Here is an 18,256-nt window from a genome sequence, read left to right as displayed (position 1 = left end):
CGGAGAAGTTGTACGGGCGCGGACCCGCTGGCTGCGTCACTTCTTGGCGGGCGCCTTGGCGGGCGCTGCCTTGGCTCCTGCTGCCCCACCCGTCGGAGCGCCCAGCGCCTTGGCTACGCTGCTGTCGAGGGCGACCATCTTGGGTTCGATCGAGGCACGCGTTTCGGCAACCAGCTTTTCCGTCAGCGCGGTCTGCAGCTTGGGATTCATCTCCTGGTACTTCTTGCTCAGCGGCGAGTTGATCCACGCCAGCAGTTGGCGCAATTCTTCCTCGCTGAAGTTCTGTTCCATGATGGGAGTCAGGGCGCCCGGTGCGAGCTGCACGGCCTTGTCGCGCACGATGGGATAGGCCTCGTCGAAGTATTTCTTGAGTTCGGCGTCGGCCGCCTTGGCCGCCGCTTCGCGCTTTTCGGCCGGCACTTGCGTCTGCAGGTACTGTGAGCCTGCCTGTGCGATCGGGGCGCTCGATTGCTCGACCAGACCGCGCGCGAGCGACTCGATGCCGGGCTTCTGCAGATCGATGAACTGCTTGATGAGAGCGGCCTTGTCCTGGGCCATGGCCAGCGTGCTGCCGGCAAGCGCGACCGTCAGGAGCGCGAGTTTGATTTTTTTCACTGAGGATTCTCCGTTGAAGATGAGGAAGGAGTGTCGTCGGCGCCGGGCTCATTCTCGACATTCGCGTCGTTTTCCACGATACGCTGCAGCCCGCTTAGCTTGGCACCTTCATCGAGCCCGATCAGCGTGACGCCTTGCGTCGCGCGACCGAGTTCGCGAATTTCGGCGACCCGGGTGCGCACGAGCACACCCTTGTCGGTGATGAGCATGATCTCGTCGTCGGCATGCACGAGAGTCGCGGCCACCACTTTGCCGTTACGTTCACTCTGTTGAATAGCAATCATGCCCTTGGTTCCCCGGCCATGACGCGTGTACTCGGTAATGCTTGTTCTTTTTCCGTAACCGTTTTCCGTGGCAGTCAGGACGCTTTGCTCCTCGTCTTCGGCGACGAGCATGGCGATCACGCCCTGGCCGTCTTCCAGCGTCATGCCGCGCACGCCGCGGGCGTTGCGGCCCATGGGTCGCACGTCGTTCTCGTCGAAGCGGACCGCCTTGCCGCCGTCGGAGAACAGCATCACGTCATGTGCGCCATCGGTCAGCGCGGCGCCGATCAGGTAGTCGCCCGGATCGAGGTCCACGGCGATGATGCCGGCCTTGCGCGGGTTGCTGAACTCGTCGAGCGCCGTCTTCTTGACGGTACCCATCGAGGTCGCCATGAACACGTACTGGTTGGCGGGGAAAGTTCGCTTCTCGCCGGTCAGTGCCAGCACGACGTTGATCTTCTCGCCCTCCTGGAGCGGGAACATGTTGACGATCGGTCGCCCCCTGGAGCCGCGCGATCCCGCAGGCACTTCCCAGACCTTGAGCCAGTAGAGGCGGCCGCGATTCGAGAAGCAGAGGATGTAGTCGTGCGTGTTCGCGATGAAGAGCTGGTCGATCCAGTCGTCCTCTTTGGTTGCGGTGGCCTGCTTGCCGCGGCCGCCGCGCTTCTGGGCCCGATATTCCCCGAGCGGCTGGCTCTTGATGTAGCCGCTGTGGGAGAGCGTCACGACCATGTCGGTCGGCGTGATCAGATCCTCCGTGGAGAGGTCGAAGGCGCTGTGCTCGACCTGGCTGCGGCGGACGCCGAGCTTGGTCTGGCCGAACTCCTGCTTGATCGTGGTGAGTTCGTCGCCGATGATCACCGAGACGCGTTCGGGCTTGGCCAGGATGTCGAGCAGGTCGTCGATCTCGGCCATCACTTCCTTGTACTCTGCGACGATCTTGTCCTGCTCCAGGCCGGTCAGGCGTTGCAGGCGCATCTGGAGGATTTCCTGGGCCTGCGTGTCCGACAGCCTGTAGAGGCCGTTCGGGTTCATGCCGAATTCGCGTTCCAGGCCGTCCGGGCGGTAGTCGTCCGCGTTGATCACGCCGCCGTCTGCACGCGTCCGGGTCAGCATCTCGCGCACCAGCTTGCTGTCCCAGGCGCGGCTCATCAGCTCGGCCTTGGCGACCGGAGGCGTCGGCGCATTGCGGATGATCGCGATGAATTCGTCGATGTTGGCGAGGGCGACGGCCAGGCCTTCCAGGACGTGGCCGCGCTCGCGAGCCTTGCGCAGGTTGAACACCGTGCGGCGAGTCACGACCTCGCGACGATGCTGGAGGAAGACCTCGATCAGGTCCTTGAGGTTGCACAGCTTCGGCTGGCCGTCCACGAGGGCCACCATGTTGATGCCGAAGGTGTCCTGCAGCTGCGTCTGCTTGTAGAGGTTGTTGAGAATGACCTCGGGCACTTCGCCGCGCTTGAGCTCGATCACCAGGCGCATGCCCGACTTGTCGGACTCGTCCTGGATGTGGCTGATGCCTTCTATCTTCTTCTCGTGCACCAGCTCGGCCATGCGCTCCTGGAGCGTCTTCTTGTTGACCTGGTAGGGGAGCTCGTCGACGATGATCGCCTGGCGCTGGCCCCGGTCGATGTCCTCGAAGTGGCACTTGGCGCGCATCACGACCTTGCCGCGGCCGGTGCGGTAGCCGTCCTTGATGCCGTTGATGCCGTAGATGATCCCGGCGGTGGGGAAGTCGGGCGCCGGCACGATCTCCATCAGGTCGTCGATGCTGGCTTCCGGGTGGCGCAGAAGGTGCAGGCAGGCGTCGACCACCTCGTTCAGGTTGTGCGGCGGAATATTGGTCGCCATGCCCACCGCGATACCGCCGGCGCCATTGACCAGCAGATTCGGCAGTTTGCTCGGTAATACCAAAGGCTCTTTTTCCGAGCCGTCGTAATTCGGGCCGAAATCGACAGTTTCCTTGTCGATATCCGCCAGCATTTCATGGGCAATTTTGGCAAGCCGAATCTCGGTATAGCGCATGGCGGCTGCCATATCGCCATCCACCGAGCCGAAATTGCCCTGGCCGTCCACCAGCATGTGGCGCATGGAGAAGTTCTGCGCCATCCGCACGATGGTGTCGTAGACCGACTGGTCGCCGTGGGGGTGGTACTTGCCGATGACGTCGCCGACGATACGGGCGGACTTCTTGTACGGCCGGTTCCAGTCGTTGTTGAGTTCGTGCATCGCATACAACACGCGCCGGTGCACCGGTTTGAGGCCGTCCCGGGCGTCCGGGAGGGCGCGTCCCACGATCACGCTCATGGCGTAGTCGAGATAGCTGCGACGCATTTCCTCTTCGAGGCTGATGGGGAGAGTTTCTTTGGCGAACGAGGTCATGGGCGGCGGGCTGACGGCAAGGAGGCGAAATTTTACGCTGCCGGGGGTGTCGCACCGCCGCAACACAAGGCCGGTATTCCGCCTCCGTCCTACGCTTCCGGGGCGTCCGCCGGGCTGTTTGCCAAAGACCCTATGGCACAATCGCCTCAACGTTTTGGGTGGTGGTCACTTAAAGCGTCCTTGATTCGCAGCGCGGCTGCGGCTTTTTCCCCAAGAGGAGAACCATGAAGAAACTGAATAAAGTGGCGATGATGTTTGCAGTCGCTGCGCTCGCCACTGCCGCCGGCGCGCAGAACCGTGTCACCGCAGCGAATGGCGGTCCGGTGATCGACAACTGGCAAAACGGCACCGGCGAACTGGTTTGGAAGAATGGCACCAACGAACTCTGCTGGCGCGATGCCAACTGGACGCCCGCAACTGCCGCAGCCGGTTGCGACGGCGCGCTGGTTCCGCCGCCCCCGCCCGTAGCAGCGGCTCCGACCCCGCCGGCACCCGTGCCTCCGCCCGTCGCCGCTTCGAAGGTTACCTTCGCTGCTGACGCATTCTTCGACTTCGACAAGTACGTTCTCAAGCCCGAAGGCCGCGCCAAGCTGGACGACCTGGTCTCGAAGATCAAGGACGTGAACCTCGAAGTGATCATCGCAGTCGGCCACACCGACTCGATCGGTACCGTTGCCTACAACCAGAAGCTGTCGGTCCGCCGCGCTGAAGCCGTCAAGGCCTACCTGGTCTCGAAGGGCATCGAAAAGAACCGCGTCTACACCGAAGGCAAGGGCAAGAGCCAGCCGATCGCTGATAACCGCACTGCCGAAGGCCGCGCCAAGAACCGTCGCGTGGAAATCGAAGTGGTCGGTACCCGTCCCAACAAGTGATTCACCTGAATCGCAAATGAAACCCCGCCTCGGCGGGGTTTTTTTATGGCCGTTCCCGACGCAGGCAATGGTCCGCCGGCCTGTGGCGGCAATTCCGTCGATTCATAATCGACGGATGACCGATACCGTGAATGCCGATCCCGCTGAGCTCGCCAAATTCTCCGAACTCGCGCACCGCTGGTGGGATCTTGAAAGTGAATTCCGTCCGCTGCACGAAATTAATCCGCTGCGACTGGAGTGGATCGACGGCATCGCGCCGATCGCAGGGCTCAAAGTGCTCGACGTTGGTTGCGGCGGCGGGATTCTTGCCGACTCCATGGCGCGCAAGGGTGCCGAGGTGCTGGGCATCGATCTGGCCGACAAGGCCCTCAAGGTCGCGCAGTTGCACGCGCTGGAGGCGGGGACGCGCGGCGTGAAGTACCGATCGGTGAGCGTCGAGGCGCTGGCCGCGGAACAGCCGGAAAGCTTCGATGTCGTGACCTGCATGGAGATGCTCGAACACGTACCACAACCCGAGTCGGTCGTGAAGGCCTGCGCCGATCTCGTCAAGCCTGGCGGGTGGGTGTTCTTCTCGACCATCCATCGGAATCTGAAGTCCTTCCTCTTCGCGATCGTGGGGGCCGAGTACGTGCTGGGGATGTTGCCCCGCGGTACGCATGAGTACCAGAAGCTGATTCGCCCGAGCGAACTGGCCGCCCATTGCCGGGCCGCCGATCTCGACCTGCGCCACACGCGCGGCATGGAGCACAACCCCGTCACGCGGCGCTACTGGCTGAGCGACGACACCAGCGTCAACTACATGTTTGCGACCCAGAAGCCGGCGGTGCGGCAATGATGGCGGCGAGCGACACCCAAGCCGTCCTTTTCGATCTGGACGGGACATTGATCGACAGCGCCCCGGATCTTGGCGCCGCGGCCGACCAGATGCGCACGGACCGGGGGCTTGCCTCGATTCCTCTGGAGCGCTATCGCCCGATGGCCGGTTCCGGCGCTCGCGGCATGCTGGGTGTGGCCTTCGGCATCACGCCCGACTCGCCCGAGTTCGTACCGCTGCGAGAGGAGTTCTTCCTCAATTACGAGGCCCGGATGCTTCGAAACACGCAGGTCTTCGAAGGCGTGGCTGAACTGGTGGAGGCTCTGCGCGCGCGCGGCCTGCGCTGGGGCGTTGTGACCAACAAGTCGGTCCGATTCACCGGCCCGCTCACGCGTTCGATGCCTCTGTTCGACACTGCCCGAGCCATCATCAGCGGCGACACCACACCTTACGCGAAGCCCCATCCGGAGCCATTGTTCGAGGCGGCGCGCCAACTCGGCGTGCCGCCGACTTCTTGCGTCTACGTCGGGGACGACGAGCGGGACATCCTGGCCGGTCGCGCGGCCGGCATGCGAACCGTGGCGGCAACGTACGGCTACATGGGCGAACAGGCCGAAGTGGCCCGCTGGGATGCGGACGCGGCCATTTCTTCGCCCCTCCAGCTCTTGCAGTTGCTTAAACAGGCCTAAAATGGTCGCTTGGGGCTGCACTGGTTTCGACGCGGGTTCGGAATCGCAGCGGGGCATGTCGAGCTGAATGCGCTCGTAAAACAGATTCAAACAAACTAACTGCAAACGACGAACGTTTCGCACTCGCCGCTTAATTGCCGGTGAGCTTTGCAACAGCATGCCGATGGGCTGGGCAAGGGGGCGCTAGAGCAATCTGACGCCTCCCGGCTGCAAAGATAATCTACATGGGCTGGCTCCGATCCGGGTACCTTGGGTCGGGACGAGAAAATAGGGTACTGGCGGCCGGTGTAGCGTGCGACTGCGCGACACCGGTGGCGAGACCCAAATCAGACCGCTAAACATGTAGATCTGCGCGAAGAAGGCTTGCGGACGGGGGTTCAAATCCCCCCAGCTCCACCACACTCGACAACCGGCGCCAACGGAGGACCTTGGTGCCGGGCTCAATTCCGGAACCTCTCCCGCCGCGGATTTCCGCCCTCGGCACGTCGCTCAGGCGGCCTGGATCGACCCATTCCCGGTGCATCGCATGATCTGTGTCGCACGACATGGCCATGCTCTCATTCGCCCTGCATGCGCGAGCTATAGTCCCCGACGTCGCTGCGGCATACATGGGACACGAGACATGAAAAAACTGGAATGGACGGCGGCGCTTCGCACCTCGATTGCGCTCACCCTCGCGCTGGCTGGAGCCGTGCAGCTTCATGCGGCTTCGCTGGCGCCAGTCGCCGCCGAAAACGGCATGGTGGTCAGCGCGCAGCATCTCGCCACCCAGGTAGGCGTCGACGTGCTCAAGCGCGGCGGCAACGCGATCGATTCCGCGGTTGCAGTCGGCTACGCGTTGGCGGTGGTCTACCCCGCGGCTGGAAATCTCGGCGGCGGCGGATTCATGACCTTGCAGTTGGCCGATGGACGCAAGACCTTCCTCGACTTCCGCGAAAAAGCGCCGCTTGCGGCGACTGCCAACATGTACCTGGACAAGGACGGCAACGTCATCAAGGGCCTGAGCACCAATGGGCACCTTGCCGTCGGCGTACCGGGCACCGTGTCCGGGCTCGAAATGGCGCGCGAGAAGTACGGCACGATGAAGCGCGCGGCCCTGATCGCGCCCTCGATCAAGCTGGCCGAGCGTGGATTCGTCCTGGAGCAGGGCGACATCGACATGCTGACGACTGCCACCGCTGACTTCAGGAAGGACCCTGCCTCCGGCGCGATCTTCCTGAACAAGGGCGAACCCTTCGCGGTCGGCCAGAAGCTGGTCCAGAAGGATCTGGCCAGGACCCTCAGGGCCGTCAGCCGCAACGGCACCGACGGCTTCTACAAGGGCCCTGTCGGCGCCGCGATCGTGGCGTCGAGCCAGGCCGGCAAGGGGCTCATCACACAGGCCGACCTCGACCAGTACCAGACGCGCGAACTGCCGCCGGTCGAGTGCGATTACCGTGGCTACCACGTGATCTCCGCGCCGCCGCCGAGTTCGGGCGGCGTCGTGATCTGCGAGATGCTGAACATCCTCGAGGGCTATCCGCTCAAGGACCTCGGCTTCCGATCGGCGCAGGCGGTCCACTACCAGATCGAGGCCATGCGCCACGCATATGTCGATCGCAACAGCTACCTCGGTGACCCCGATTTCGTGAAGAACCCGCTCGACCGGTTGCTCGACAAGGGTTACGCCGCGAAGATCCGCGGCGTGATCGACCCCGCGAAGGCGGGCATCTCCAAGGACATCAAGCCTGGCGTCGCTCCGCACGAAGGAAGCAACACCACGCACTACTCCATAGTCGACCAGTGGGGCAACGCGGTCTCGGTGACCTACACCCTCAACGATTGGTTCGGCGCCAAGGTGACGGCTGCGAAAACCGGCGTGCTGCTCAACAACGAGATGGACGATTTCACCTCGAAGGTAGGAGTGCCCAACATGTATGGCCTGGTGCAGGGCGAAGCCAATGCGATCGGGCCGGGCAAGCGGCCGCTGAGCTCGATGAGCCCGACCATCATGACCAAGGATGGCAAGCCGGTCTTCGTCGTCGGAACGCCGGGCGGCAGCCGCATCATCACGGTCGTGCTCCACACCATCCTCAATGTGGTCGACTACGGGATGAACGTGCAGGAGGCGGTCGACGCGCCGCGCTTCCACCAGCAATGGCTGCCGGACGTGACCAATGTGGAGACCTTCGCGCTCTCGCCGGACACGCGCAAGATCCTCACGGACATGGGTCACAACCTGGGCGTGCCGCAGCCGGCCAATCATGCGGCGGCGATCATCGTCGGCGCGCCGTCGCTCGGCGGGAAGCCGGTAGGCACCAACCGCTTCTATGGCGCCAACGACCCGCGCCGCAACACCGGACTGGCGCTCGGCTACTGATGCGCATCGAGGAGATTCTCTATACGCAGGGTTTCGGCACGCGCCGCGTCTGCGCAGGTCTGGTCCAGCAAGGCTTCGTGACCGTCTCGGGGTCGCCGATCGAGGATCCGGGAGCCGATGTCGAGACCGAAGGTCTTCGCTTCACCGTGCAGGGCGCCGAGTGGGAATACCACGAGAAGGCTTACCTGATGCTGCACAAGCCGGCCGGCACTGAGTGCTCCCAGAAGCCGTCGACCTATCCCAGCATCTACACCCTGCTGCCGTCGCCCCTGCGACTGCGGCCGAACAAGGGTGCGGTTCAAGGCGTGCAGGCAATCGGGCGTCTCGACCAGGACACCACGGGCTTGCTGCTCCTGACCGACGACGGGCAATTCATCCACCGGATGGGCTCGCCCAAGCACCATGTGCCGAAGGTCTACGAGGTCACCACCAAGCACCCGATCGATGACTCGCAGGTGGCGCGGCTCCTCGCCGGCGTCGTCCTCGACGACGACCCGAAGCCGGTGCGTGCAGCCGCGTGCGAGCTCGCCGGACCACTGCATTTGAGCCTCACGCTCACCGAGGGCAAGTACCACCAGGTCAAGCGCATGCTGGCCGCCGTCGGCAATCGGGTCGAAGCCTTGCACCGATCGCGCATCGGCATGCTCGCGTTGCCCGACGACTTGCCGCCCGGTCAGTGGCGCTGGTTGCGGCCTGAGGAGGTCGAAGCGCTGCGCAACGCCCGCGGCAGTCACCTTGTTGTGACAGTCGCTCGTTAGAATCCAAGGTGGTCTTCTGCCGGAAAACGTCCCTTGCGCTCCATTTCATTCCCGACGGGCCGTCTTGCGGCCTTTTTGTTTGCTTGCTGCGCAGTGCTTCCGTCGCACGCCGCCGAGCCGCCTCCCATCTTCGTACTCAATTCGCTCGACGCGACGGTGAGCGTGATCGATCCGGGCAACTGGGCCGAGAAGCAGCGAATTCCGACCGGCAAGGAGCCGCATCACCTCTATCTCACGCCCGATCAGAGTTCGTTGATCGTCGCGAACTCGGCGGGTGATTCGCTGACCTTCCTGAACCCCCGTACGGCCGAAGTGCAGCGAGTCGTCTACGGCATCATCGATCCCTACCACCTGCGCTTTTCGCCGGACATGAAGTGGTTCGTCACGGCGGCCAACCGCCTGAACCACGTCGACATCTATCGATGGGACGGCAAGGAACCCAAGCTCGTCAAGCGCATTCCCACCGGAAAGACGCCCAGCCACATCTGGATCGACGGCAAGAGCACGACTGCCTACGTCACCATGCAGGACAGCGACGAGTTGATCGCCGTCGACCTTGCCACGCAGACGATCCGCTGGCGCACGCCCACCGGCCCCATGCCGGCCGACATCTTCGGCATCCACGACGGCAAGACGCTGCTGGTCGGCCTGACGGGCAGCGACGGCGTGCAGGTGTTCGATGTGGCGGGCGCCCAGCCCAAACCGGTCGGCAAGCTCCTGACCGGGAAGGGGGCCCATGCATTCCGTTCCGCAGGCGACGGCCGCAGCGTGTTCGTCAGCAATCGCGTGGCCAACACGATCAGCCGCATCGACATCCAGACGCTCACGGTCACCGACACCTATCCTGTGCCGGGCGGGCCCGATTGCATGGATGTCTCCGCCGACGGCAAGACCCTCTTCGTCACCTCGCGCTGGGCCAAGAAGCTCAGCGTGGTCGACCTCGCCAGCCGCAAGGTCGTGCGACAAGTCAATGTGGGTCGTTCGCCGCATGGCGTCTGGACCCTCGACCATGCCAAGATCTGAGTTCGGAGCTGCGATGCTCCTGGTGGCGGCCTCGGCCGTGTCCACCGGCGCGGTCGCCCAGGGCACCTGCAGCAAGCCGGTGTACCTGACCTTCGATACCGGCCACATGGGGGTTGCACCCCTGGTCGCCGAGGTGCTCAAGCGACAGGACGTCCGCGTCACTTTCTTCGCCGCGGCGGAGCGCACTCAGACGGACGGCGACAGCCTCGACAACCACTGGGCGCCATGGTGGAAGGCGAGGGCGGCCGAAGGGCATGAATTCGCGTCCCATACCTACGACCATGCCTACTGGCGTGGCGACCTGCCGGGCGTCGAGCCGCGCTTTCGGATCAAGCCGACGGCAGGCGCATTCGCAGGGCGTGAGTTCACCTGGGACGCCAGGCAGTACTGCGCCAACGTGGCCAAGTCTTCCGAGCGCCTGCAGGACATCACCGGCAAGAAGCCGCTCCCGCTGTTCCGGGCGCCGGGCGGCAAGACGTCGCCGAAACTGCTGGCGGCCGCCAAGGCCTGCGGCTACGAGCACGTCGGCTGGGCGCCGGCTGGCTTCCTGGGCGATGAGTTGCCGAGCGAGAAGTTCAGCAACGAGAAGCTGCTGCAACAGGCGCTCGACAAGATCGAGCCTGGAGACATCCTGCTCGCGCACCTGGGCATCTGGTCGCGCAAGGATCCCTGGGCACCTGCCGATCTCGAACCGCTGATCGTCGGGCTCAAGGCCAAGGGTTTCTGCTTCGAGACGCTGCGCCAGCATCCGGCCTACCGCGCCTGGATCGCGGCGCATCCCTGAACCTTTCCGCGACGGCCGGGATCGCACGCCAATGGATTGGCTCACTGATTTCTTCGCGAACCTGCAGCAGTGGCTGTTCGAGACGGCGGTTCAGCCGGTGGTCTACGCCGTCGGGCTGGGCGGCTGGGTCGAGGACGCGTTCGACGCGACGGGCTGGCTGCTGGTCGGCCTGATCCAGATCGCAGTGCTGATCGCCGTGATCGGCCCGCTGCAGCGTTGGCGCCCGGCGGAGCCGGTAGCCGACCGGCGCGCCATCCGCATCGACGTGATCTACACGCTGATCCACCGTCTGGGCCTCTTCCGGCTGGCGATGTTCTTCGCGCTCGAGCCCCTCTTCGACGACGCGCTGGGCGCGGTACGGGCCGCGGGCTGGGGAACGGTGCATCTCGACCAGCTCTGGCCCGGCGTGACGGACGTGCCTTGGGTCACGCTCGTGATCTACCTCCTCGTGCTGGACCTGGTCGAATACCTCATTCATCGCGGGCAGCACCGGTTCGAATGGTGGTGGGCCTTGCATTCGCTCCATCACTCGCAGCGCCAGATGACGATGTGGAGCGACAACCGCAACCACCTGCTCGACGACGTGATCCACGACACCATCATCGTGATCGTCGCGCAACTGATCGGCGTTGCGCCGGGGCAGTTCATCGCCATCGTCGCGTTCACGCAGCTCAGCGAGAGCCTGCAGCATGCCAACCTGCGGCTGAGCTTCGGCGCGATCGGTGAGCGGCTCTGGGTCAGCCCCCGTTTCCATCGCCTGCATCACAGCATCGGGATCGGGCATGAATCGCGAGGTCCGAAGACGCTTGGCGGCCACAACTTCGGCGTGCTGCTGCCCTGGTGGGACATGTTGTGCAGGACTGCGAACTTCGAAGACCGCTACGATCCGACTGGCATCCGCGACCAGGTCGAGCCCGACGACCGTGGCCGTGTCAAGGACTACGGGCGTGGTTTCTGGTCGCAGCAATGGCTGGGGCTCAGGCGCCTCGTGGGCCGAGGCTGATCGGCGCTGCACGCGCTGGCGTTATCCTCGGGACCGATGCGTCTTCTTCTCGATTCCTTCTGGCGTTCGGTCGCCTACTGCATGCACCCGCGCGTGATCGTGCTGTCCTTGCTGCCGCTGGGATTGATGGTGCTGATCGCAGCGGTATTCGGCTATTTCTATTGGGACGCCGCCATCGCATGGACGCGCGAGGCGCTGGACGCCTGGCCTTTGCTGGCCAGTTTCTGGGCGTGGATCGGCCGCATGTTTTCGGGGGATGTCACGGCCATGCTCGCGCCGCTGGTGGTGGTGTTCGCCGCCACGCCCCTGATCGTGGTGGCGTCGCTGCTGATCGTTGCCGGCTTCATGGCGCCGGCGCTCACCCGCCTGGTGGCCGAGCGGCGTTTCCCGTCGCTGGAGCGCAAGAAGGGAGCATCCTTCATCGGAAGCGTTGCCCGCTCGCTCGGCCTCACCCTGCTGGCCATGCTGGCGCTCGTGGTCTCGATGCCGCTCTGGCTCATCCCGCCGCTGGTGCTGATTCTTCCGCCGCTCATCTGGGGCTGGTTGACCTATCGCGTGATGAGCTTCGACGCGCTCGCAGAGCATGCGAGCCCGGAGGAGCGCGACGAACTCCTGCGGATTCACCGGTTGACGCTGCTGGGCATCGGCGTGCTGTGCGGCTACCTGGGCGCGGCGCCGAGCATCGTCTGGGCATCGGGCGTGCTGTTCGCGGCCGCCTTCTTCGTCCTGGTGCCCGTCGCGATCTGGATCTACACGCTGGTGTTCGCTTTCTCCGCGCTGTGGTTCGCGCACTATTGCCTCGACGCGCTGGCGCAGCTGCGGATGCGGCGCGCCGCCGCGGCTGTTTCGCCACCCGCGGTCGAGTTGGCCGATGCCAATGCGGCCGCAAGCCAATGGGGTGCCCCATGAGTCGTTCATTCGGTCTGATCGTCGTCGGCGACGAAATCCTTTCCGGCAAGCGCGTCGACAAGCACATGCCCAAGGTCATCCAGTTGCTCGCCGAGCGTGGCCTGGAGCTGGGATGGGCCGAGTACGTCGGCGATGTGCCGGTGCGCATCACTGCGGCGCTGGCACGCGCCTTCGCTTCCGGCGACGTCGTGTTCTCGACCGGCGGCATCGGCGCCACACCCGACGACCACACCCGCCAGTGCGCGGCGGCCGCCCTTGGCGTCCCCCTGGGGCTGCACCCCGAGGCCGAGGTGCTGATCCGCGAGCGCATGCAGGACACCGCGCGCGAGCAGGGGACGGACTACGAGCCTGATCGACCCGACAACATCCACCGCCTCAACATGGGCGTCTTTCCGCTGGGCGCCAGGATCATCCGCAACCCCTACAACAAGATCCCCGGCTTCAGCGTGGGCGACGTGCATTTCGTGCCCGGCTTCCCGGTCATGGCCTGGCCGATGATCGAATCGGTGCTCGACGAGCGCTATGCCGATCTCTTCGCCCGCGGCCGCGCCGCCGAAAGATCCGTGATCGTCTATGGCGCCATGGAGGCCACGCTCACGCCGTTGATGGAGGCCATCGAACAAGCGCACCCTGGCATCAAGGTGTTCAGCCTGCCGAGTGTCGACCATGCCGAACATGGGCGGCACATCGAGCTCGGAGTGAAGGGCGAGGCCGACCGGATCGGACCCGCCTACGCGCAGTTGCTGGCCGGCTTGCACGCGTTTGGCGCGCGCCTTGGCCCTGAAATGGTGCGGTGATTTGGTGCGCACCAAATTGGTTACAACTCGCCTGTTTTTGGGTTCTGGCGCGTGCGCCAAACCCCCCTCGGCTGCAGTGACAATGGCACAGAAACTGCATTCCGGAATACCCGTACTTCCAACCACTATCCAAACCAGGAGAACCTGATGGCAAAGACCGTCGCCGATGTACTCAAACTCGTCAAGGAAAACGAGGTCAAGTTCGTCGACTTTCGCTTCACCGACACTCGCGGCAAGGAACAGCACGTCACCGTGCCTGTTTCCGCGTTCGACGAGGACAAGTTCACGGCGGGCCATGCATTCGATGGCTCGTCGATCGCCGGTTGGAAGGGCATCGAAGCATCGGACATGCAACTCATGCCCGACCCGAACACGGCCAACATCGACCCCTTCTTCGAAGAAACGACACTCATCCTGACCTGCGACGTGGTCGACCCTTCGGACGGCAAGCCCTACGAGCGCGATCCACGTTCGCTCGCCAAGCGTGCCGAGGCCTACATGAAGGCATCGGGCCTCGGCGACACCGCGTACTTCGGACCGGAACCCGAATTCTTCGTGTTCGACGGCGTGCGCTGGCAGAACGACATGTCTGGCTGCTCCGTGAAGATCGAGTCCGAAGAAGCTGCCTGGAACACCGGCAAGGAATTCGAGCACGGCAACACGGGCCATCGCCCCGCCGTCAAGGGCGGCTACTTCCCGGTCCCGCCGGTCGATAGCTTCCAGGACATGCGCTCGGAAATGTGCCTGGTGCTCGAGTCGCTCGGCATTCCAGTCGAAGTGCATCACCATGAAGTGGCCAACGCCGGCCAGATGGAACTCGGCACGAAGTTCAGCACGCTGATCCAGCGTGCCGACTGGGTCCAACTGCAGAAATATGTGATCCACAACGTGGCCCACGCCTACGGCAAGACCGCCACCTTCATGCCCAAGCCGATCGTTGGCGACAACGGGTCCGGCATGCACGTGCACCAGTCGGTCTGGAAGGACGGCAAGAACCTGTTCGCCGGCGACGGCTATGCAGGCCTGAGCGACTTCGCCCTGCACTACATCGGCGGCATCATCAAGCACGCTCGCGCGCTGAACGCCATCACGAACCCCGGCACCAACAGCTACAAGCGCCTGGTGCCCGGCTTCGAAGCCCCGGTGAAGCTGGCCTACTCGGCCAAGAACCGCTCGGCATCGATCCGCATCCCGTTCGTGGCGAACCCGAAGGGCCGTCGCGTCGAAGCGCGCTTCCCCGATCCGCTGATGAACCCGTACCTCGGTTTTGCAGCGCTGCTGATGGCCGGTCTCGACGGCGTGGAAAACAAGATCCATCCGGGCGAAGCCGCCAGCAAGGACCTCTACCACCTGCCGCCGGAAGAAGACGCGCTGATCCCGACCGTGTGCCACAGCCTCGACCAGGCCCTGGAATACCTCGACAAGGACCGTGCGTTCCTGACGAAGGGCGGCGTGTTCACCGATGCGTACATCGACGCGTACATCGACCTCAAGATGCAGGAAGTCACGCGTTTCCGCATGGCGACGCACCCGGTCGAGTTCGACATGTACTACTCGCTGTAATATTGCTCGCCCCAAGGCTGCGGCGACTCCCTGAAAGGGCAATGCCGGCAACTGCCGGGCGTTAAAAAAGGACGGCAATCGCCGTCCTTTTTCTTTGGGTGGGAACACCAGCATGGCACTCGTATCGAATTGCACGAAAATGCCGCATTGCTGCGCACTCCAACCATGACCATGAAGACTCTCTCCGTTTTCCTGCTGACTGCATTTGCGGTTGGCGTTCACGTGCAAGCCCAGGCGCAGGAGCGTGTATGGCGCTGCGGCAATGAATACACCAACAACGCGACGCAGGCGCAGCAGCGCGGTTGCAAGCTGATGGAGGGTGGCAACGTCACCGTCGTGCAGGGCACCCGGCCGATTGCTTCCGCTGCATCGAGCAGCGCGGTCCGCGCGCCATCCAGCGCGAGCAGCCCGGCTGGCAGCCCGCGCGTCGACGGCGCCGATCAGCGCGCTCGTGACGGCGAGGCCCGCTCGGTGCTCGAATCCGAACTCCGGAAGGCGCAGGATCGGCAAACCCAGCTGCTCAGGGAATACAACAACGGCGAACCTGAAAAGCAGGGTAGCGAGAGTCGCAACTACCAGAAGTACCTCGACCGCGTGGCCGAAATGAAGGCCGAACTTGCGCGCAACGAAAGCGATATCGCCGGCATCCAGCGCGAGATCGGCCGCCTCCCGGTGAAATGAGGCTCGCCCTCAGCCTGCGCGCACTTCGTGTCGCTTCGCCGGCCCCCCGCCGGGCGCAATACCTGCGGACCGGCGGCGCCGGGTCCGCGGCGTTCCAGGAAGGGATCTGCTCACGTGGCTTTTGGTAAATCCGCCGGACCGGGCAAGCGCTTCCAAGCCTTCGACCTGCTCTCGACGCTGATTGCGGTGGTGCGCACCGATGGATCGGTGCTGTTCGCCAACTCCGGGCTCGAAGACGCTCTCGGCACCTCGCGCCGCACGCTCGAGGGCTCGCAGTTCGGTGCCTGCTTTCACGAACCGCAGGTGCTTCGTACCGCGATCGATGGTGCGCGCAGCAACGACTTCGCCACCCTGCGATACGAGGCCCTGTTGCGCCGCGTCAACCACGAACTGATGCCGGTGCAGGTGACGCTCGCGCAGAGCGACAAGGCGGGAGAGTTGATCATCGAGATGTCGCCGCTCGAACAGCAAGTGCGGCAAGACCGCGAAGAGCGGCTGCTCGATCAGGCGCAGGCGAACAAGGAACTGATCCGCAACCTCGCGCACGAGATCAAGAACCCGCTCGGCGGGATTCGCGGCGCGGCGCAGTTGTTGCAGATGGAAGTCGAGTCACGCGACCTCATCGAGTACACGCAGGTCATCATCCACGAGGCTGACCGGCTGCAGACGCTGGTCGATCGGCTGCTGGCGCCGCACCGGCGGCCGCACGTGGTGGGCGACGTCAACATCCACGAGGTCTGCGAACGCGTGCGTTCGGTGATCCTGGCCGAGTTCCCTCGCGACCTGCACATCGAGCGCGATTTCGACGTGTCGATTCCGGAGTTTCGCGGCGACCGCGAGCAGCTTATCCAGGCCACGCTCAACATCGTCCACAACGCCGCTCAGGCGCTGGCGGAACGGCGTGCCGCAGGTGATGCGCAGATCACGTTCAAGACCCGCATCGCGCGCCAGGTTATCTTCAATAAGCAGTGGTATCGACTGGCACTGGAATTGCATGTCATCGACAATGGACCGGGCGTGCCGGACGCGATCAAGGACCGCATTTTTTACCCGCTGGTGTCGGGCAGAGAAGGCGGGACTGGCTTGGGATTGACGCTTGCGCAAACTTTTGTGCAACAGCATCACGGGGTGATCGAGTGCGACAGCGTCCCGGGCCGGACCGATTTCAAGATACTGATACCGCTGCCCTAGCAGCCAAGCAACAAGGAGCTGCATGAAGCCGATCTGGATAGTGGATGATGACCAATCGATCCGCTTTGTGCTGGAAAAAGCGCTACTGCGCGAAGACCTGCCAACCCGTAGCTTCACCAACACGCGCGAAGTTCTTGCCGCACTCGAAGCGGCTGCCGACGACGAACTGCAGGGTCCCCAGGTCCTGGTGAGCGACATCCGGATGCCCGGGGGCTCGGGCCTCGACCTGCTCGACAAGATCAAGGCCAAGCACCCCGGACTTCCGGTCATCATCATGACGGCGTTCTCCGATCTGGACAGCGCCGTCTCGGCCTTCCAGGGCGGCGCCTTCGAGTACCTGCCGAAGCCTTTCGACCTGCCGCGCGCGGTGGAGTTGATTCGCCGTGCCGTCGACGAAAGCCAGCGCGAGGAGGTTGCCGAGGAGCGAATGCAGGCGGCGCCCGAAATGCTCGGACAGGCCCCTGCGATGCAGGACGTGTTCCGTGCGATCGGACGGCTGTCGCAAAGCAATGTGACGGTGCTGATCACCGGCGAGTCCGGCTCCGGCAAGGAACTCGTGGCGCGCGCGTTGCACAAGCATTCGCCGCGCGCGAGCGGGCCCTTCGTCGCGATCAACACCGCGGCCATTCCCAAGGACCTCCTCGAAAGCGAGCTGTTCGGCCACGAGCGCGGGGCCTTCACCGGCGCGCAGACCATGCGGCGCGGCCGTTTCGAACAGGCCGAGGGCGGCACCCTGTTTCTCGACGAGATCGGCGACATGCCTTTCGACCTCCAGACGCGTCTGCTGCGCGTGCTGAGCGACGGCCATTTCTATCGCGTGGGCGGCCACAACTCCGTCAAGGCCAACGTGCGCGTGATCGCGGCAACCCATCAGGACCTGGAACAGCGCGTCAAGCTCGGCGGCTTCCGCGAAGACCTCTTTCACCGGCTCAACGTGATCCGCCTGCGGCTGCCGGCATTGCGCGAGCGCGGCGAGGACGTGCCCGCGCTCACGCGTCACTTCCTGCAGCAGAGCGCCAAGCAACTGGGCGTGGAGCCCAAGCGCATCTCGGATGCGGCGCTCGCGCAGTTGGCGACCTTCGGCTTTCCCGGCAACGTACGGCAACTCGAGAACATCTGTCACTGGCTGACGGTGATGGCGCCGGCGCAACTCATCGAGGCCAAGGACTTGCCGCCCGAAGTGATGGCAGGCGCGCATGTCGAGGCACCAGCGGCGGCGGTCGTTGCCTCGGTGGTCGAGCGTGAGCCCGCGCCGGTGGTTTCACCGGCTGGAGTGGCGCCCCCAACAGTGTCGGCGCCGGTCCTCGGCGCCGCATCGACGGTGGCATGGGAGAGCGGACTCGAACTCGAAGCGCAGGCCATGCTGGCGGCCGGCCGCACCGACGTCTGGGATGCGCTCTCGCGCCGCTTCGAATCACGCCTGATCCTTACGGCCCTGGCGAATACCCGAGGCCGCCGCATCGAGGCCGCGCAAAAGCTCGGCATCGGCCGCAACACCATCACTCGGAAGATCCAGGAACTCGGCCTGGAATGACCGGGCCCGACCCGACGGG

General features: G+C 64.3%; 16 protein-coding genes and 1 other RNA gene. 15 read left to right on the top strand and 2 right to left on the bottom strand.

Annotation, left to right across the window (positions count from 1 at the left end):
- Positions 1-36 precede the first annotated feature (36 nt).
- Positions 37-615, bottom strand: a complete 579-nt coding sequence (locus tag QTH97_RS05895; RefSeq protein WP_286567166.1) for a DUF2059 domain-containing protein — start codon at positions 613-615, stop codon at positions 37-39.
- A complete protein-coding gene (gene gyrA, locus QTH97_RS05890; RefSeq protein ID WP_286567165.1) occupies positions 612-3,260 on the bottom strand; it encodes a DNA gyrase subunit A in 2,649 nt (882 codons plus the stop codon). The genes QTH97_RS05895 and gyrA overlap by 4 nt, the downstream gene beginning before the upstream one ends.
- Positions 3,261-3,484: 224 nt before the next feature.
- Here gyrA and ompA point away from each other — a divergent pair, with 224 nt between their 5' ends.
- The 15 genes from ompA (at position 3,485) to ntrC (ending at position 18,237) form a co-directional block, all read left to right on the top strand.
- Positions 3,485-4,132: an outer membrane protein OmpA gene (ompA, locus tag QTH97_RS05885; protein ID WP_286567164.1), complete on the top strand. Its 648-nt coding sequence runs from the start codon at positions 3,485-3,487 to the stop codon at positions 4,130-4,132.
- A gap of 115 nt (positions 4,133-4,247) precedes the next feature.
- Positions 4,248-4,967, top strand: a complete 720-nt coding sequence (gene ubiG / locus QTH97_RS05880; protein WP_286567544.1) for a bifunctional 2-polyprenyl-6-hydroxyphenol methylase/3-demethylubiquinol 3-O-methyltransferase UbiG — start codon at positions 4,248-4,250, stop codon at positions 4,965-4,967.
- Entirely contained in the window at positions 4,967-5,635 is a 669-nt protein-coding gene (gene gph, locus QTH97_RS05875) for a phosphoglycolate phosphatase (protein WP_286567543.1), read from the top strand. The genes ubiG and gph overlap by 1 nt, the downstream gene beginning before the upstream one ends.
- Before the next feature lie 11 nt (positions 5,636-5,646).
- Positions 5,647-6,034: a transfer-messenger RNA gene (gene ssrA, locus QTH97_RS05870) on the top strand.
- Positions 6,035-6,257: 223 nt separating this feature from the next.
- Positions 6,258-7,994, top strand: coding sequence for a gamma-glutamyltransferase (gene ggt / locus QTH97_RS05865; protein WP_286567163.1), 1,737 nt, complete (start codon positions 6,258-6,260; stop codon positions 7,992-7,994).
- Entirely contained in the window at positions 7,994-8,752 is a 759-nt protein-coding gene (locus QTH97_RS05860; protein WP_286567162.1) for a pseudouridine synthase, read from the top strand. Before ggt ends, QTH97_RS05860 begins: the two co-directional genes overlap by 1 nt.
- Before the next feature lie 42 nt (positions 8,753-8,794).
- A complete protein-coding gene (locus QTH97_RS05855) occupies positions 8,795-9,775 on the top strand; it encodes a YVTN family beta-propeller repeat protein (protein WP_444813399.1) in 981 nt (326 codons plus the stop codon).
- Positions 9,741-10,559: a polysaccharide deacetylase family protein gene (locus QTH97_RS05850; protein WP_286567160.1), complete on the top strand. Its 819-nt coding sequence runs from the start codon at positions 9,741-9,743 to the stop codon at positions 10,557-10,559. The genes QTH97_RS05855 and QTH97_RS05850 overlap by 35 nt, the downstream gene beginning before the upstream one ends.
- 31 nt (positions 10,560-10,590) lie before the next feature.
- Positions 10,591-11,562 (top strand): sterol desaturase family protein, encoded by a 972-nt coding sequence (locus QTH97_RS05845; RefSeq protein ID WP_286567159.1) that lies wholly within the window; start codon positions 10,591-10,593, stop codon positions 11,560-11,562.
- Between the two features lie 36 nt (positions 11,563-11,598).
- Positions 11,599-12,471, top strand: coding sequence for an EI24 domain-containing protein (locus QTH97_RS05840; RefSeq protein ID WP_286567158.1), 873 nt, complete (start codon positions 11,599-11,601; stop codon positions 12,469-12,471).
- Positions 12,468-13,268 (top strand): competence/damage-inducible protein A, encoded by an 801-nt coding sequence (locus QTH97_RS05835; RefSeq protein ID WP_286567157.1) that lies wholly within the window; start codon positions 12,468-12,470, stop codon positions 13,266-13,268. Before QTH97_RS05840 ends, QTH97_RS05835 begins: the two co-directional genes overlap by 4 nt.
- A gap of 147 nt (positions 13,269-13,415) precedes the next feature.
- Complete coding sequence (gene glnA, locus QTH97_RS05830; RefSeq protein WP_286567156.1) at positions 13,416-14,831, top strand: type I glutamate--ammonia ligase; 1,416 nt, start codon at positions 13,416-13,418, stop codon at positions 14,829-14,831.
- Between the two features lie 171 nt (positions 14,832-15,002).
- Positions 15,003-15,512, top strand: a complete 510-nt coding sequence (locus QTH97_RS05825) for a hypothetical protein (RefSeq protein ID WP_286567542.1) — start codon at positions 15,003-15,005, stop codon at positions 15,510-15,512.
- 114 nt (positions 15,513-15,626) lie between these two features.
- Complete coding sequence (gene glnL, locus QTH97_RS05820) at positions 15,627-16,703, top strand: nitrogen regulation protein NR(II) (protein ID WP_286567541.1); 1,077 nt, start codon at positions 15,627-15,629, stop codon at positions 16,701-16,703.
- A gap of 22 nt (positions 16,704-16,725) precedes the next feature.
- Positions 16,726-18,237 carry a nitrogen regulation protein NR(I) gene (gene ntrC, locus QTH97_RS05815; RefSeq protein WP_286567155.1) on the top strand — a complete coding sequence of 504 codons (1,512 nt, stop codon included), beginning with the start codon at positions 16,726-16,728 and terminating at the stop codon, positions 18,235-18,237.
- Positions 18,238-18,256: the final 19 nt, after the last annotated feature.

It is taken from the genome of Variovorax gracilis (genome assembly GCF_030317115.1).
Lineage (GTDB): Bacteria > Pseudomonadota > Gammaproteobacteria > Burkholderiales > Burkholderiaceae_C > Variovorax > Variovorax gracilis.
This window is presented reverse-complemented; position numbering and strand designations above follow the sequence as displayed.

Coding starts and splice junctions, on each gene's coding strand:
- gyrA (WP_286567165.1), bottom strand. CDS start 3,260: ATGACCTCGTTCGCCAAAGAAACTCTCCCCATCAGCCTCGAAGAGGAA.
- ompA (WP_286567164.1), top strand. CDS start 3,485: ATGAAGAAACTGAATAAAGTGGCGATGATGTTTGCAGTCGCTGCGCTC.
- ubiG (WP_286567544.1), top strand. CDS start 4,248: ATGACCGATACCGTGAATGCCGATCCCGCTGAGCTCGCCAAATTCTCC.
- gph (WP_286567543.1), top strand. CDS start 4,967: ATGGCGGCGAGCGACACCCAAGCCGTCCTTTTCGATCTGGACGGGACA.
- ggt (WP_286567163.1), top strand. CDS start 6,258: ATGAAAAAACTGGAATGGACGGCGGCGCTTCGCACCTCGATTGCGCTC.
- QTH97_RS05860 (WP_286567162.1), top strand. CDS start 7,994: ATGCGCATCGAGGAGATTCTCTATACGCAGGGTTTCGGCACGCGCCGC.
- QTH97_RS05850 (WP_286567160.1), top strand. CDS start 9,741: ATGGCGTCTGGACCCTCGACCATGCCAAGATCTGAGTTCGGAGCTGCG.
- QTH97_RS05845 (WP_286567159.1), top strand. CDS start 10,591: ATGGATTGGCTCACTGATTTCTTCGCGAACCTGCAGCAGTGGCTGTTC.
- QTH97_RS05840 (WP_286567158.1), top strand. CDS start 11,599: ATGCGTCTTCTTCTCGATTCCTTCTGGCGTTCGGTCGCCTACTGCATG.
- QTH97_RS05835 (WP_286567157.1), top strand. CDS start 12,468: ATGAGTCGTTCATTCGGTCTGATCGTCGTCGGCGACGAAATCCTTTCC.
- glnA (WP_286567156.1), top strand. CDS start 13,416: ATGGCAAAGACCGTCGCCGATGTACTCAAACTCGTCAAGGAAAACGAG.
- QTH97_RS05825 (WP_286567542.1), top strand. CDS start 15,003: ATGAAGACTCTCTCCGTTTTCCTGCTGACTGCATTTGCGGTTGGCGTT.
- ntrC (WP_286567155.1), top strand. CDS start 16,726: ATGAAGCCGATCTGGATAGTGGATGATGACCAATCGATCCGCTTTGTG.